Raw genomic sequence first — 14,157 nt, forward strand, 5'->3', positions numbered from 1 at the left:
GGTCAGCCGTCCGCCTTGATCGTCTTCATGGTGAGGTGCGACTCCAGGCGCACGACGGCGGGCAGACCGCTGAGCCGTCCCATGAGGAAGGCCTCATAGGCGGTGTGGTCGGCGACGGCGACGCGCAGGAAGTAGTCGGGGCGGCCGTACATCCGCCGGAACTCGATGACCTCCTCGTAGGAGGCCACGGTCGTCTCGAACTCCTCGACGGTCCTGCGGTCCTGGGCATAGATCTCGACGTCGATGAGCACTTCGAGCGCGCGGCCGAGCGCCCCGGGATCGATCACGGCCCGGTAGCCGGTGATGACGCCGGTCTCCTCCAGGCGCTTGACCCGGCGCAGGCAGGGAGGAGGCGTCAGGCCCACCCGTTTGGCCAGCTCGACGTTCGACAGCCGACCGTCCTGACGCAGGTGGAACAAAATTTCCCGGTCGACGGCATCCAGGCCGCTTTCATTGCCCATACGAAGATCATAGGCGCACAATCGGCAACCAAATAAGGCGTCCGCTTTTCTAAAATTGTCGGTATGCGCATACGCCCTGCGGCCCGGGCCGCTTTCCAGGACTGTGCCTCCGTGGGCCTCGGGATGGTGCCGCTCGGCCTCGCGTTCGGGGCGCTCGTGGTCCAGTCGGGGCTGGACTGGTGGTGGGCCGGGCTGTCCGCGGCGCTGATCTACGGCGGCTCGTTCGAGTTCCTGCTCATCGGCATGGTGACCGCCGCGGCGCCGCTCGTGTCCATCGCCGTGGCCGCCTTCCTGGTGCAGGCGCGGCATGTCTTCTACGCCCTGTCCTTCCCCCTGCACCGCGTGCGGGGGCGGCTCGCCAGGACGTACAGCACCTTCGCGCTCACCGACGAGGCCTACGCCCTGACCTCGGCCGAGCAGTCCGGGAGCTGGTCGGGCGAACGCATCCTGTGGCTGCAGTTCTTCATGCACCTGTACTGGGCCGGCAGCGCGACCGCCGGTGCCCTGCTCGGCTCCCTCGTCCCGGCCGGCGTCACCGGCCTGGACTTCGCCCTGACCGCCCTGTTCGTCGTCCTCGCGCTCGACGCGGTGCGCGACCTGCGCGGTGACCTGCCCACGCCCGTACTGGCCCTGCTCTGCGCCCTGGCCGCCCGGCTGGTCTTCCCGCACCAGCTGCTCCTGGCCGCCTTCACCCTGTTCACCGCCGGGCTCCTGGCGCGGCACCTCGCCGTCGGGAGGAAGCCCGCTCATGTCTGACACCGGCCACGCCGTCGTCGCGATCCTCGTCACCGCCGCCGTGACCTGGTCCCTGCGCGCCCTGCCCTTCGCCGCCCTGGCCCCGCTGCGGGCCAGCGCCACCGTGCGGTACCTCAGCACCCGGATGCCCGCCGGGGTGATGGTGATCCTGGTCGTCTACTGCCTGCGCGACCTGCCGGTCACCGAGGCCCGCGCGACGGCGCCGCTGGCGGCCCTGGCCGTCACCGCCGGCCTGCACCTGTGGCGCCGCGACGCCCTGCTGAGCATCCTCGCCGGCACGGCCGTCCACGTGGCGCTGGCCAGCACCGTCTTCGCCCGCTGAGCCGGCCGGTTCAGCCCTGCTTGGGTGCGGTCGGCGCGGTCCGGCGCAGGGTGAAGGAGTGGCCCGCCGGGTCGGCGTAGCCGCGCTCCTCCAAGGGCCCGGAGGCCTCCTTGGCCTCCAGCGGACGGCCGCCGAGGCTGACGACGCGGCGTTCCACCGCGTCCAGGTCGTCCACGACGAACTCCAGGTGCGCCTGGAGGGAGTTCTCGGGGCGTGGCCAGCTGGGCGGGGTCGCGTTGACGTCCCGGCGCAGGGCGATCCGGAAGCCGTCGGCGCTCCTGATCTCCACGCGGTTGGCCGTCGCGTCCGCCTCCTCGCCCTCCAGAAGTTCCTTGTAGAACACGGCGAGCTTCTCGGGCTCGGCACAGTCGAGCACGAGGACCCCCGCTTTCACCAGTGCCATGTCTCCTCCGCAGGATTCCGGCCGCGGGGCGTTCGTGCCCCGCGGCCCCGTACCTTGCGGATATCCCGGTCCGGCCGATTCAGTCGGCCGTCAACCACCGTCCGTCGCGCATGAGTTCGCGGCCGTCCAGCTCGTCGGCCTCCCGCCAGGCCTGGACCCGCCGCGGCACGACGCGGAAGTAGAGGTACGGGGTGGCGAGGCGGCGGGGGTCGAACCCGGTCTTGGCGGCGAAGAGTTCGGCGTCCTGCTCGGTCAGCTCGCCGGGCTGGACGGTCTCCACCGCGCCTTCCACCATGACGACGTCGCGGGTCGGTCCGATGCCCACCCTGGCCCGGCCGGTCGCGGCGAGGTTCCGCCCGGTGGGGCTCGACGCGGGTGTGGCGAACAGCAGATACGAGCCGTTCCAGAGGAAGGACAGCGGGACGAGGTACGGCGTCCCCGAGGCGCCGTCGGCCGTGGCGACCCAGGCGTCCACGTCGTGTTCGAGACGGTGCAGGGTGTCCTTGGTGCGCTGTTCAGCGCTGCGTGCGGGTGCGGATGTCATCGGCGGTGCGCCTCCCGGAAGTCGTCGAACGGACTGCGACCAGTGTGACGTTCCGAGGCTCCTCGGGCCGGGCGGACAGGCCGCCCCGGGTGAGGGACGAGGGAGTATACGCAGCTCATGTGCTTCGAGCAGTAACGGAGATCACGGCGCGGTCACGGAATGGCTCATTCACGTCATGGGCAGCCTCGTACCGCTTCTCGGTTCAACTTTCGGACTGCGAAGCCCAGTTCGAGTCTGCGGGCGGTCACGGCAGCGTCCGCTCGCAGGGGTGGGGGGGACTCTGCGGTCCGTCTCCCGAAAGGAAGCACATGCCTCGGAACGTCCGGTTCGACCTCCCCTTCGACACCCCCGTCAGCGCTGACGGGCCGCGAGTGCTTCCTGATCGACACGGCTGAGGCGGCGATGCGGGTGCTCGCCTCGCAGCAGGAGTGCCGTCAACACGGCAGTCGTGCCCCTCGCGGTCGTTCGTGACAGGCGCCGAAGCCGGTCGCGTGAGTCCGGCTGCCCGGCTGTCCGGCGAGACCGTCGCGGAACGTCCAGAAGATTCCCGAACACGGCCGGTCAACGACCACGGTCGATCGATTCCGTTGCCAGGACCACAGTTTATTGGGAGACCGGTGTGAAATCTCGAGTCGCAGGTGCTGTTCCGAAGGCGTCCGCCGACAGCTCGATCCCGGCGCAGCCGAGCGCCCCGCTCCAGCCCACGGAGGCGGGCGACACCCTGGCCCGCCTCTTGGTGAAACACATCAAGGGGAGCACGGAGCAGTACCGAAGGTCCCAGAACGCCGCCCAGCAGCGGCTGAACGCATTCGGCTCCCCCCGCTCCAGCACCACGCTGCACGTGGAGGGGGCCCTCCATCTGGCGCGTCCCGCGTTCCTCCCGCCCGACGAGGAGGGCCATGCCAGGTTGAGGCACCTCGACACCGGCCTGCGCCTGATAGAAACGGCCTTCCCCCAGGTCGGCACCGACGTCGAGATCTGCAGACTGGCCTGCACGATGCTGGAAGGGGCCTGGCGGAGCCGGGCCCTCACCCCGCCGCGCGAGGAGGAGCGGACAAGCGTCTGCGCCTGCCGTCTGTGCCGTCGGCTGCCCACGCCCCCCGCACGCACCCTGGACGACTACCGCTGGCGGCAGAGCGCCGGTCGTCCCCTCGCCGTCAAGACCTGGCCACACCGCCGGGAACTCGACAGCGTCCTGACCGGTGGATGGTCCTGGACCCGGCAGATGAACGACCTCGAACGAGACCTCGGCCACCGCCACCGCTTCGAGGACGACATCCTCGTCTTCCACGAATACAAACGCGTGGTCGACACCATCGACACCGCTCGCCTCACCCGACACGTCGAAGGCCGCCTGGCCGAGAATTTCAGCACCAACAGCGCACGGGCCCTGGTCTCCGGACTCTTCGCGGCCCACAAGCGGTCCGTCGACGAGTACTGGCTCCAGCAGCACGAGGCGGGCAGCGTCACGCTCCCCCAGACCAATCCGCTCAACCAGAACACCTACTCGGCCCTGCAGATGCTGGACTGCCTGTTCTGGCACGTCGCCCCCGACACCGAACTCTGGCAGGAGGAAAACCTCGCCTCCCTGCTGCTGTGCCGCGTCATCGACGACATGGCCGATGTGCGGGCCGACGCCCTCACCGGCGAGATCAGCAACTTCTGGCTCGCCGACATGCCCACCCACACCAAGGCGCTCTACTCCGCCTGCGCGATAGCCCTCGTCAAGTACGGCTGCATGCCCGAGGCCCACAGCCCGATGTGGAACACCTGGCTGATGACCACCACCATCGTCTGGATGGGGCTCACGGGCCGCCACGCCCTGTGGTTCGACGGCATCACCCAGGGCCTCCCCGCGGCCGAGGAGTGCCCGCTGTGCGACCTGCAGCCCAACCCGTGCACCGGCATCCTCACCGACGGCACCACCCTCACCATCGCCCCGCGGCCCACCGCACCGGCACTGAGCACCCGGACCGCCGAGCTGTCCGCACGCTGTCGAGCCGAACACCCCACGGCATGGCCCCTGTTCGACGCCGAGCTCCACGCCTTCGAGGCACTGCACGGTCCCTGGTACGGCGACACGGACAACGCATGGGAGATCTTGCGCCGCACCTACATCGCCGCCGTCGAGGCATCCAGCGCCGCACCGTCGCCGGACCGCGCCCGTGATGTCCAACAGGACGCCGGCGTGGTCGGGTCCGAGAGGTTCCACACCCTGCACGACCCTCGGACCGGGAGGGAGGACACCGCACTGCTCGCCTACATGTTCGGCTGTGCCCACCCGCATTTCCTCTGGAACGCCACGGGCTACCGTCCCACGGACGTCGCGGGCGACTGGCTCGACGGCTGAGCCACCGCCTGCCCCCACGCACGGCGTTGCCCGGCCGGAAGCCGGCCGGGCAACGGTCTGGCGACGTGGCCTAGACGGTGAACTCGACCGGCAGGCTGTCCAGCCGGGACTCCCACGTGGAGGCGGTCGAGCTGAGTTCCTCCGGCGGTACGGCCAGGCGCAGGTCCGGCAGCCGGTGCAGCAGGACGTCCACGCCGATCTCGATGATGGACTGGCCGATGCTCTGCCCCGGGCACTCGTGCAGCCCGGCGCTGAACGCCAGGTGGGACTGGTTGCCCTGCACGGCGACGGCCGAGTCGGGCCGTACCTCCGGGTCGACGTTGCCGGCGGCCAGGCCCAGGATGAGCAGTTCTCCCTCCTGGACGTGATGGCCTCCGAGCTCAAGGTCGGCGGTTGCGAACCGGCCCGGCAGCACGGACAGCGGCGGGGTGTCCCACATGACCTCTTCCACCACCGAGGAGACGTTCAGCTCCCCGCTGACCAGACCGGACAGCCGGGCGGCGTCGGTGAGGACCCGTTGCAGGACCCGGGCCAGCAGGTTGCTGGTGGTGGTGTGCGCGGCGATCAGCACCAGACGCAGATGGCTGACGACCTCGTCGTGGTCGAGGCCGGCCGGGTGCTCCAGCAGGGCCGTGGCGAAGTCGGAGCCCGGCTCGGCCCGCTTGCGCTCGGCGAGTTCCGCGAGGATCTGCATGATCCGCTCGTTGTGCTCGAGCGCGCCCTCACCGCCCTTGAAGACCTGGGCGCACGACTCGATCAGGCGTAGCCCGTCCGCCGCGGGAAGGCCCAGCATCCTGGTGAGCACGAGCATCGGCAGTTGCTCGGCGTAGTCGGCCACGAGGTCGGCGCGCCCGGCGTCGGCGAACGCGTCGATCTGCTTGTTCGCGAAGTGCGTGACGTGCCGCCGGATGCCCCGGACGGCCGCCGCCTGCAGCCCGTCGGTGACGGCGCCGCGCAGCCTGCGGTGCGGTTCGCCGTCCTGGGACACACAGTCGGGGCGCCAGCCGACCATCGGCATGATCGGCGAGGTCTCCTCGATCCGGCCCTCGCGCCAGTCCCGCCAGATCCGGGCGTCCCGGCTGAACTGGCGGGGGTTGTCGAGCACCCGCCGGTTGTCGCGGTAGCCGAGCACCAGCCAGGCGGGCACATCGCCCTCCAGCAGGACCGGCGCCACCGAGCCGTGCTCCTTGCGCAGCCGCTCGTAGATGCTCGCCGGGTCGGTCGCGGCCTCCGGGCCGAACAGCCGGACCAGATCGGCCCCGTGATGGGCGACGGGGCAGCCCCGCATGGCCTGGAGGGTGGGATCGGTCGAATCGTTCATCGGGGCTCCAGGGCCACGGCCGAGCGTTGCTTCAGGTGGTGGATCAGGGCGACGAGGACGTCCCGGCTGGAGGCCCGGTCGCGGGCGTCGAAGGCCACGACCGGTGTGTGCGCCGGGATGTCCAGGGCGTCCCTGATCTCCTCGACGGGGTAGTTCTGCGAGTCGGGGAAGACGTTCAGCGCGACGACGAACGGGACGTCCTGCCGCTCCATCTCCTCGATCGCCCGGAAGCTGGACTCCAGGCGGCGCGTGTCCACCAGGACGATCGCGCCGAGCGCCCCCTTGAACAGCCCGTTCCACAGGAACCAGAACCGCTCCTGGCCCGGCGTGCCGAACAGGTACAGCACCAGGCTCTCGTTGATTCCGATCTTGCCGAAGTCCAGGCTGACGGTGGTCTGCGTCTTGTCGGCCACGCCGATGAGGTGGTCGACGTCGGCACTGGCCTGGGTGAGGGTCTCCTCGGTGGTGAGCGGCTTGATGTCGCTGACCGACCGGACCATGGTGGTCTTCCCGGTGCCGAACCCGCCGGCGATCATCACCTTGACCGAGCGGGTGTCCCCGGCCGAGCCTCCGGGTTGGTCAAAGCCTTTCAAGTCCACTGAGTACCTCCTCAAGGAGCGCGAGGTCGGGCCCGCGGCCGGCGTCGTGTGCCGGGATGGGGTTACGGGCTTCGACGCGACCTGCGTCCAGCAGGTCCGACAGCAGCACCGCGAGAATGTTGAAGGGCAGCCCGAGATGAGCGCCGAGTTCGGCGACCGACAGCGGGTCACGGCAGCGGCGCAGGATCTCCTCGTGCTCGTGCTGCATGCCCGGTAACGGGGCGGCACGGGCGACGACCAGGGTCGCCACGTCGAGGCTCGACGCCGAACCGCCCGGTCCGCTGCGCCCGCCGGTGAGGACGTAGTAGCGCTCGAGACCGGACGGGTCCGACGGCCTGCGGGGAGCACTCATCCAGAGTGCTCCTCCAGGCGCGGAGTGGTGCCGAGGAGTTCACCCATCCTGCGGGCCAGGTCCCTCATCTGGTGCCCCAGCAGGCCCTGGTCGAGGCCTTCCCTGGCGAGCACGCCGAGGTAGGTCTCCACACCGGCACGGACGACGAACAGGTGCCCGCCGTCGACCTCGATCATCGCGAGGCGCAGCTGTCCGGCGTACTTGGGGAACTGCTCGGCGACGGGCTGGGCCAGGGCCTGCAGGCCGGCGACCACGGCGGCGAAGCGGTCGACGTCGTCGGGGTCTTCGGCGCCGTAGGAGGTGATGGCTTTGCCGTCGCTGGAGGCCACGAGGGCGAAACGGATCTCCTGGATGCTCTCGACGAGATCGCGGAGCGCCCAGCTCACATCTGTTCCTTGTTGCGTCATGAGGACTAGTCGCTCTCTTCGGTGCGGTGCTCGGTGGACTCGCGTCCGGCGGGGGTGTCGCGGTCGTCGTCCGTCCGGGAGGTCTCCGCGGCGTGGCGCCCGGCGGAGGCGAAGGCGGCGAGGCCGGAGAAGGAGGCGTCCGGCGGGACGGCCGCGACGCTGCTCCGGTCGGTCCGCTCGGCCTGCCTCGGCCCCTCCGTCTCGTGCCGCTTGCTGCGGCGCCGGGGCAGACCGCCGGGCGTGGTCTCCACGGCCTCGGCCTGCGCGGCCGGTGCGCCGGCCGTCTCGTGGGCCGGGGCGGCCGCGGCGGTGCGGACCTCGGGGGCGGGCGCGGCCGGGGTGGTGGAGGCCTGGGCGGTCGTGACCGTGGGCAGCGGGCTGAAGTACTTGTGCGGGACCACGACCACCACGGAGGTGCCGAGCCACGGCGAGTCCGCGAAGGTGACACGGATGCCGTAGCGCCGGGCGAGAGCGCCGACGACGCGCAGGCCGATGCTGGCGTCCTCCGTGATGCCGCCGAGGCCCGCACCGGGTGCGGTGCCCGCGAGGGCGTGCTCGGCCTCGCGCTTCTTCTCGTCGCTCAGGCCCTTGCCGGAGTCCTGGATCTCGATGCCGACGCCGTTGGGGACCTCCTTGCCGGAGATGAGCACCGGCTCGGTGGGCGGCGAGTAGCGGGCCGCGTTGTCCAGGAGGTGGGCCAGGATCAGCGTGAGGTGGTCGACGAGACCGCCGTCGACGCCGAGTTCGGGCAGGTGGCGCACCTGGATCCGGTGGAAGTCCTTGATCCGGCCGATGCCGCCGCGCACCACGCTCAGCAGCCGCTGCGGCTCCTGCCACTGCCGGCCGGGCCGGTCCGAGCCGCCGAGCACGCCGATGCTCGCGGCGAGCGAGTCGGCGGGGCCGAGCTCCTGGTCGAGCTCCATCAGGCCCCGGGCGACGGCCGGCAGCCGGCCGTGCTCGCCCTGCATCTCGTGCAGCCGGCCGCGGAGCTTGCTGGTCAGCACGTGGATGCGGTTGCCGATGCTGATGACGGCCTGCTCGGCGGAGGTGGAGCGGTCGAATTCGGCCTCCAGGCCGATCAGCGCGGTGCGCAGCAGCTTGCGCAGCTCGGCCTGGAGGTCGGCCCCGACCTTCGCGCACTGGGTGACGGTCGGCAGGACGTCGTCGATGGCCTCGCCGGAGCGGAGTCTCTCCATCGCGTCGGGCAGCTGCTCGTCGGCGAGCCGGGCGACCGCGGCGAGCTGGTGGGAGAGCTGCTCCTGCCAGACCTCGGCCTGGTCGGCGAGCTGTGCCTCGTAGGACGTGGCCTGCTCGGCCAGCCGTTCCTCGTAGGCCCTCGACTGGTCGGCGAGCTGCGTCTCGTACGTGGCGCTCTGGTCGGCCAGGCGCCGCTCGTACGTCGCGTTCTGCTCGGTGAGCTGGGACTCCAGGGTGGCGCGCTCGGCGGAGAACTTCCGTTCCAGGCCCGCCACGTGCTGCTGCCACTGCTGGTTGTGCTCGGCCTGCGTGGTGCGGAAGGAGCCCTCCGCCCGGTGCAGCTGTGCCCGGGTGCGCAGCAGCAGGCGTACGCACACGGCGCTGGCCGCCGTCGCCGCGACACCGGCGACGGCCGCGGTTATTCGCTCCGAGCTCATGAACGTGGCGGCAAGCGTCCCGCCTCCCAAGCCCAGCGGCATCAACCACCAGCTGTACCAGGCGACAGGGGCCCGCGCCGCCGGTGGCGGAGTGGCGAGTTCCATCTGCATCCTTCGAAGCAACACGATCAACGGGGGGTGTGTGGACCGCACTCATGAGTACGCACCGCGAGTCGACCGGACGCGATCGCGTCAACTCGCAGCGCCGATCGGAACCTTATCGGGTTTGAACCCGAAAGGATCAACTTCGACCCCGGGCGGACGTGAGGGTTCCGTCACGCTCCGACAGAAAGCCACACGTCGACAAATGGCTTTGCAGCCTGACCAGTTGAGGGATCACCGGGCCGGGACGAGTCAGCGGGCGGTCTGGAAGGTACGGCGGTAGGCCTGCGGGGAGACGCCGATGGCCGCGTGCAGGTGCTGGCGCAGGGAGGCGCCGGTCGCGAAGCCGACCCGGCCGGCGATCTGGTCGACGGTGAGGTCGCTGGACTCCAGCAGGTGCCGGGCGCGGGACACGCGCTGCTGGATCAGCCAGCGGCCGGGGCTGAGGCCCACCTCGTCGTGGAAGCGGCGGGCGAAGGTGCGCCGGCTCATCCGGGCGTGGCCGGCGAGGTCGGCCAGGGTGAGCGGTTCGCCGAGGCGTTCCAGGGCCCAGGCGCGGGTGGCGGCGGTGCTCGCGGCGCCCTGTTCGGGGACGGGCTGCTCGATGTACTGGGCCTGGCCGCCGTCCCGGAACGGGGGAACCACGCAGCGGCGGGCGACGGTGTTGGCCAGGCGGCTGCCATGGTCCTTGCGGACGAGGTGGAGGCAGACGTCCACGCCGGAGGCGGCTCCGGCCGAGGTGAGGAACGGGTGGTCGTCGACGAACAGCACGTCCGGGTCGAGGTCGACGCGCGGGAACATGCGCCGGAAGTGGTCGGCGACCTGCCAGTGGGTGGTCGCCCGGCGCCCGTCGAGGAGCCCGGCGGCGGCCAGGACGAAGGCGCCGGTGCAGATGGAGACGATGCGGGTGCCGGGGCGGATGAGCGCGAGCGCGGCCAGGACCTCGGCGGACACCCCGTCGGTCAGGTGGGTCGGCGCCACGGGCGCGATCACCACCGTGCCGGCCGTGGCCAGGACGTCGGGGCCGTGCTCCACGGTGACGCCGAAGTCGGCGTCGGTGCGCACCGGGCCGCCGTCGACGGAGCAGGTCAGGACCTCGTAGCGGCCGTCCGCTGCGCCGAGGATCCGGCTGGGGATGCCCAGCTCGAAGGGGTACACACCGTCCAGGGCCAGGACCACCACTCGTTCACGCTGCATGGCACGATCCTATCGAATGTTGGCTTTCTTGCCATGGCGGGGCGGATCGGCGACCGGCACGCTGGATGACCATGAGCACACGGAAGACGATGCGAGCCATCAGCCAGGACGTCCTCGGCGGTCCCGAGGTCCTGAAGGAAGTGGAGGTCGGGCGCCCGGTGCCGCGGCCCAACGAGGTGCTGGTCCGGGTGCGGGCCGCCGGGGTCAATCCGACCGACTGGAAGCACCGCGCCACCGGCGGCTTCCTGGGCGAGCCGCCCTTCGTCCTCGGCTGGGACGTCTCGGGCGTGGTGGAGGCGATCGGCATCGGCGTGGCGGCGTTCGCGCCCGGCGACGAGGTCTTCGGCATGCTGCCGTACCCGTTCGGGCACGGCTCGCACGCCGAGTACGTCATCGCGCCCGTCCGCGCCCTCGCGCGCAAGCCGGCCGGACTCGACCACGTCCAGGCGGGCGCGCTGCCGCTGGTCTCGCTCACCGCCTGGCAGGCGCTGACCGAGCACGCCGACCTGCGGCCCGGGCAGCGCGTGCTGATCCACGCCGCCGCGGGCGGCGTCGGGCACGTGGCGGCGCAGATCGCCAAGGAGCGCGGCGCGTACGTGATCGGCACCGCGAGCGCGGGCAAGCACGAGTTCCTGCGCGGGATCGGCGTGGACGAGGCGGTGGACTACCGCGAGACGGACTTCACCGAGGCCGTGAAGGACGTCGACGTCGTCCTGGACACGATCGGCGGCGACAACGCCCTGCGTTCACTGCGGGTGCTGCGCCCGGGCGGGGTCGTGGTGTCGATCCTGCCGGCGGGCTCGGACGACTTCTACCAGGAGGCCGAGCGGCTCCGGGTGCGCGCGGTCCGGATGCTGGTCGACGCCGACCGCGCCGGCATGGAGACGATCGCGGAACTCGCCGAGGCGGGCAGGCTCCGCGCCACCATCGCGGGAACCTTCCCGCTGTCCGCCGCCGCGGAGGCCCACACCCAGGGCGACACCGGCCGGACGACGGGCAAGCTGGTCCTGGTGAACGACTGACCGTACGACAGTGCCCTGAAGGGGCGCGGGGAACTGCGCGACAAGCCACGGCAAACCCGCACACGCAAGACCACCGCACCCCCCCCCCGGGCTCTCAGCCGAACGTCAGCACCGGCTTGATCGTCTTACCCGACCGCATGTCCTGCACCGCCCGGTCGATGTCCCCGAAGGGATACGTGCCGATCAGGCGGTGCAGCGGCAGCCGGCCGTCCTTCACCAGGCGGACCAGGGCCGGGATCATGGTCTGGGTCTCGCTGTCGCCGAGGGTGAGGCCGACGATCCGCTTGCCGCCGAGCAGCCCGTTGACGTCCAGGGAGACCTCGGTGCCGAAGGGCGGGGCGCCGACGACGACCAGGGTGCCGCGGGCGGCGAGCGCGTCGACGCCCTGGCGCAGGACGCCGACGTTGCCTGTGGTCTCCACGACGCCGTCCGCGCCCTGGCCGTCCGTGATGCCGGCGAGCGCCTCGCCCAGTTCCGTGGTGCTGGTGTCGACGGTGTGCGTGGCGCCCAGCTCGCGGGCGAGCGACAGGCGTTCGGCGACGCGGTCGACCGCGACGATCCGGGTGGCCGGGGTCAGGGCCGCCGCCATCACGGCCGACAGTCCGACCGCTCCGGCGCCCAGGACGACGACCGTGCTGCCGGTGTCCGGCTTCAGCACGTTCCAGACGGCGCCCACACCGGTCTGCACACCGCAGCCCAGCGGAGCGATGGACTCCAGCGGCACGTCCGGGTCGACCTTGACGAGGCTCCGCTCGTCGGCCAGCGCCCGCTCGGCGAAGGAGGACTGGCCGAAGAAGTGACCGCCCAGGGCCTCGCCGCCCCGGCTGATGGTGCTCGACCCGTCGGCGCGGCCACCGCCCAGCAGGTTCAGCGGCAGCCAGGTCGCGCAGTACGCGGGGTGCCCGCCGCGGCAGTTGCGGCAGTCACCGCAGGAGGTGAAGGAGAGCAGGACGTGGTCGCCGGGCGCGACGCCGGTGACGGCGGAACCGACGGCCTCGACGACACCCGCGCCCTCATGGCCCAGGACCCCGGGCAGCGGGAAGGGCAGTCCGCCGCTCGCCACGCCGAGGTCGGTGTGGCACAGGCCGGTGGCGACCATGCGGACCAGCGCCTCGTGCGGGCCGGGCTCGTCGAGGACGACGTCGGAGAGGGTGAAGGGCGCGCCGCCGGACTCGACGACCGCGGCACGGGTGGTGGTGGGCATCGCGATGACTCCTTGACGGTGCTCAGTCGAGCGAGACGACGACGGACTTGACCTTGGTGTAACCGGCGAGGGCCTCGGGGCCGTACTCGCGGCCGTAGCCGGAGTCCTTGACGCCGCCGAAGGGGACCGCGGGGTCGAGCATCGCCCAGTCGTTGACCCAGACGATGCCGGCCTGGAGCCGGTCGGCGACGCGGTGGGCGCGGGCGAGGTTGGTGGTCTGGACGCCGGAGGCCAGGCCGTACGGCGTGGAGTTGGCGAGGGCGACGGCCTCGTCCTCGTCGTCGAAGGGCTGCACGGTGAGGACGGGGCCGAAGATCTCCTCCTGGATCACCCGGGAGTCGTTCGTCAGGTCGGCGATGACGGTGGGCTTGTAGTAGTAGCCGCCGTCCAGGTCGAGCCGCTCGCCGCCGCAGACGATCCGGGCTCCCTCCTTGCGGGCCAGGGCGACGTACTCCTCGACCTTCTTCAGGTGCTTCTCGGCGGCCATCGGGCCGATGACCGTGTTCGGGTCGCGCGGGTCGCCGACCGGCACGCCGGGCACGGCCTCGGCGAGGATGCCGAGCAGCGTGGGGTAGACCGAGCGGGCCACCAGCAGGCGCGGGCCGCCCATGCAGAACTGGCCGGTGTTGAAGACGAAGCCCTTGATGACGGCGCCGACCGCCTTCTCCAGGTCGGCGTCCTCGAAGACGAGGTGGGCGGCGTTCCCGCCGAGCTCCATGGTGACGGGCTTGAGCGCCTCGCCCGCGACGCTCGCCACGTGCCGGCCGATCGCCGTGGAACCGGTGAAGGCGACCTTGTCGACGCCCCGGTGGCGCAGCAGCGCCTCGCCTGCCACCGGGCCGGTGCCCGTCACGACGTTGACCACGCCGTCGGGGACGCCGGCCTCCTGGAACAGCCGGGCCATGTAGAGGGCGCTGAGCGGGGTCTCGTCGGCGGGCTTGTGGACGACCGTGTTGCCGGCCGCGAGCGCCGGGCCGATCTTGGAACCGGCGAGGATCAGCGGGAAGTTGAACGGGGTGATCGCGGCGACCACGCCGAGCGGCTCGCGCTTGGTGTAGGCCAGGGCGTTCATGGGGGTGTCGCGCAGGGCGCCGTCCTGGCCCTGGGCGAGGTTCGCGTAGTACTCGTAGTCGTTGGCCGCGTTCGTCACGTCGACCGCGCCGCACAGGGTGATCGGCTTGCCGACGTCGAGGCTCTCCAGGCCGGCGATCTCGTCGGCGTTCTCGCGGATCAGCTGCGCGACGCGGTGCAGCACCCGACCCCGCTCGCGACCGCTCAGACCGGACCAGGCGCCGTCGTCGTAGGCCGCGCGGGCGGCCCGTACGGCCGCATCGACGTCGGCGGGGCCCGCCTCCGCGACGGTGGTGACGGTCGTGCCCCGGGACGGGTCGACCACCTCGGTACGCGCCCCGTCGGCGGCCTCGCGCCACTGTCCCCCGATGAACAGCTGTCCGGGTTCCCTCTCGAAGGTGGTCATCGCCAC

Annotated in this window: 15 protein-coding genes; 4 read left to right on the forward strand and 11 right to left on the reverse strand. The window is 71.5% G+C overall.

Annotated features, from left to right (window positions below):
* Positions 1 to 2: 2 nt before the first annotated feature.
* A complete protein-coding gene (locus tag ABZ948_RS08470; RefSeq protein WP_359758169.1) occupies positions 3 to 461 on the reverse strand; it encodes an Lrp/AsnC family transcriptional regulator in 459 nt (152 codons plus the stop codon).
* A 63-nt stretch (positions 462 to 524) separates the two neighbouring features.
* Here ABZ948_RS08470 and ABZ948_RS08475 point away from each other — a divergent pair, with 63 nt between their 5' ends.
* Together ABZ948_RS08475 and ABZ948_RS08480 are read left to right on the forward strand one after the other, a co-directional pair.
* Complete coding sequence (locus tag ABZ948_RS08475; RefSeq protein ID WP_359758170.1) at positions 525 to 1,217, forward strand: AzlC family ABC transporter permease; 693 nt, start codon at positions 525 to 527, stop codon at positions 1,215 to 1,217.
* Entirely contained in the window at positions 1,210 to 1,539 is a 330-nt protein-coding gene (locus ABZ948_RS08480; protein ID WP_359758171.1) for a branched-chain amino acid transporter permease, read from the forward strand. The genes ABZ948_RS08475 and ABZ948_RS08480 overlap by 8 nt, the downstream gene beginning before the upstream one ends.
* A 10-nt stretch (positions 1,540 to 1,549) precedes the next feature.
* Here the strand turns inward: ABZ948_RS08480 and ABZ948_RS08485 are convergent, their stop codons facing one another.
* Together ABZ948_RS08485 and ABZ948_RS08490 are read right to left on the reverse strand one after the other, a co-directional pair.
* Positions 1,550 to 1,942, reverse strand: a complete 393-nt coding sequence (locus tag ABZ948_RS08485; protein ID WP_359758172.1) for a VOC family protein — start codon at positions 1,940 to 1,942, stop codon at positions 1,550 to 1,552.
* 79 nt (positions 1,943 to 2,021) lie between these two features.
* Positions 2,022 to 2,486 (reverse strand): pyridoxamine 5'-phosphate oxidase family protein, encoded by a 465-nt coding sequence (locus tag ABZ948_RS08490; protein ID WP_359758173.1) that lies wholly within the window; start codon positions 2,484 to 2,486, stop codon positions 2,022 to 2,024.
* Between the two features lie 619 nt (positions 2,487 to 3,105).
* Here ABZ948_RS08490 and ABZ948_RS08495 point away from each other — a divergent pair.
* Complete coding sequence (locus ABZ948_RS08495; RefSeq protein WP_359758174.1) at positions 3,106 to 4,836, forward strand: hypothetical protein; 1,731 nt, start codon at positions 3,106 to 3,108, stop codon at positions 4,834 to 4,836.
* A 70-nt stretch (positions 4,837 to 4,906) separates the two neighbouring features.
* Here ABZ948_RS08495 and ABZ948_RS08500 read toward each other — a convergent pair whose 3' ends face one another.
* The 6 genes from ABZ948_RS08500 to ABZ948_RS08525 form a co-directional block, all read right to left on the reverse strand.
* Positions 4,907 to 6,157, reverse strand: a complete 1,251-nt coding sequence (locus tag ABZ948_RS08500; RefSeq protein ID WP_359758175.1) for a cytochrome P450 — start codon at positions 6,155 to 6,157, stop codon at positions 4,907 to 4,909.
* Entirely contained in the window at positions 6,154 to 6,756 is a 603-nt protein-coding gene (locus ABZ948_RS08505; protein ID WP_359758176.1) for a GTP-binding protein, read from the reverse strand. The genes ABZ948_RS08500 and ABZ948_RS08505 overlap by 4 nt, the downstream gene beginning before the upstream one ends.
* Positions 6,737 to 7,108 carry a DUF742 domain-containing protein gene (locus ABZ948_RS08510; RefSeq protein WP_078650896.1) on the reverse strand — a complete coding sequence of 124 codons (372 nt, stop codon included), beginning with the start codon at positions 7,106 to 7,108 and terminating at the stop codon, positions 6,737 to 6,739. The genes ABZ948_RS08505 and ABZ948_RS08510 overlap by 20 nt, the downstream gene beginning before the upstream one ends.
* Positions 7,105 to 7,515, reverse strand: coding sequence for a roadblock/LC7 domain-containing protein (locus ABZ948_RS08515; protein ID WP_003994857.1), 411 nt, complete (start codon positions 7,513 to 7,515; stop codon positions 7,105 to 7,107). Before ABZ948_RS08515 ends, ABZ948_RS08510 begins: the two co-directional genes overlap by 4 nt.
* A gap of 5 nt (positions 7,516 to 7,520) precedes the next feature.
* Positions 7,521 to 9,254, reverse strand: coding sequence for an ATP-binding protein (locus ABZ948_RS08520; RefSeq protein WP_359758177.1), 1,734 nt, complete (start codon positions 9,252 to 9,254; stop codon positions 7,521 to 7,523).
* A 249-nt stretch (positions 9,255 to 9,503) separates the two neighbouring features.
* Positions 9,504 to 10,448 carry a GlxA family transcriptional regulator gene (locus ABZ948_RS08525; protein ID WP_359758178.1) on the reverse strand — a complete coding sequence of 315 codons (945 nt, stop codon included), beginning with the start codon at positions 10,446 to 10,448 and terminating at the stop codon, positions 9,504 to 9,506.
* A gap of 71 nt (positions 10,449 to 10,519) precedes the next feature.
* On the opposite strand from ABZ948_RS08525, the gene ABZ948_RS08530 reads away from it, so the two are divergent.
* Complete coding sequence (locus ABZ948_RS08530; RefSeq protein WP_359758179.1) at positions 10,520 to 11,470, forward strand: NADP-dependent oxidoreductase; 951 nt, start codon at positions 10,520 to 10,522, stop codon at positions 11,468 to 11,470.
* A gap of 94 nt (positions 11,471 to 11,564) precedes the next feature.
* Here ABZ948_RS08530 and ABZ948_RS08535 read toward each other — a convergent pair whose 3' ends face one another.
* Together ABZ948_RS08535 and ABZ948_RS08540 are read right to left on the reverse strand one after the other, a co-directional pair.
* Entirely contained in the window at positions 11,565 to 12,674 is a 1,110-nt protein-coding gene (locus ABZ948_RS08535; RefSeq protein ID WP_359758180.1) for an NAD(P)-dependent alcohol dehydrogenase, read from the reverse strand.
* Positions 12,675 to 12,696: 22 nt separating this feature from the next.
* A complete protein-coding gene (locus tag ABZ948_RS08540) occupies positions 12,697 to 14,151 on the reverse strand; it encodes an aldehyde dehydrogenase family protein (protein ID WP_359758181.1) in 1,455 nt (484 codons plus the stop codon).
* Positions 14,152 to 14,157 lie beyond the last annotated feature (6 nt).

Source organism: Streptomyces olindensis (assembly GCF_040645895.1).
GTDB classification, from domain to species: domain Bacteria; phylum Actinomycetota; class Actinomycetes; order Streptomycetales; family Streptomycetaceae; genus Streptomyces; species Streptomyces olindensis.

Excerpts from the sequence above, each read along its gene's own strand:
- ABZ948_RS08540 (WP_359758181.1), bottom strand. The coding sequence starts at position 14,151 with ATGACCACCTTCGAGAGGGAACCCGGACAGCTGTTCATCGGGGGACAG.
- ABZ948_RS08500 (WP_359758175.1), bottom strand. The coding sequence starts at position 6,157 with ATGAACGATTCGACCGATCCCACCCTCCAGGCCATGCGGGGCTGCCCC.
- ABZ948_RS08535 (WP_359758180.1), bottom strand. The coding sequence starts at position 12,674 with ATGCCCACCACCACCCGTGCCGCGGTCGTCGAGTCCGGCGGCGCGCCC.
- ABZ948_RS08470 (WP_359758169.1), bottom strand. The coding sequence starts at position 461 with ATGGGCAATGAAAGCGGCCTGGATGCCGTCGACCGGGAAATTTTGTTC.
- ABZ948_RS08515 (WP_003994857.1), bottom strand. The coding sequence starts at position 7,515 with ATGACGCAACAAGGAACAGATGTGAGCTGGGCGCTCCGCGATCTCGTC.
- ABZ948_RS08490 (WP_359758173.1), bottom strand. The coding sequence starts at position 2,486 with ATGACATCCGCACCCGCACGCAGCGCTGAACAGCGCACCAAGGACACC.
- ABZ948_RS08475 (WP_359758170.1), top strand. The coding sequence starts at position 525 with ATGCGCATACGCCCTGCGGCCCGGGCCGCTTTCCAGGACTGTGCCTCC.
- ABZ948_RS08510 (WP_078650896.1), bottom strand. The coding sequence starts at position 7,108 with ATGAGTGCTCCCCGCAGGCCGTCGGACCCGTCCGGTCTCGAGCGCTAC.
- ABZ948_RS08525 (WP_359758178.1), bottom strand. The coding sequence starts at position 10,448 with ATGCAGCGTGAACGAGTGGTGGTCCTGGCCCTGGACGGTGTGTACCCC.
- ABZ948_RS08520 (WP_359758177.1), bottom strand. The coding sequence starts at position 9,254 with ATGGAACTCGCCACTCCGCCACCGGCGGCGCGGGCCCCTGTCGCCTGG.
- ABZ948_RS08530 (WP_359758179.1), top strand. The coding sequence starts at position 10,520 with ATGAGCACACGGAAGACGATGCGAGCCATCAGCCAGGACGTCCTCGGC.
- ABZ948_RS08480 (WP_359758171.1), top strand. The coding sequence starts at position 1,210 with ATGTCTGACACCGGCCACGCCGTCGTCGCGATCCTCGTCACCGCCGCC.
- ABZ948_RS08485 (WP_359758172.1), bottom strand. The coding sequence starts at position 1,942 with ATGGCACTGGTGAAAGCGGGGGTCCTCGTGCTCGACTGTGCCGAGCCC.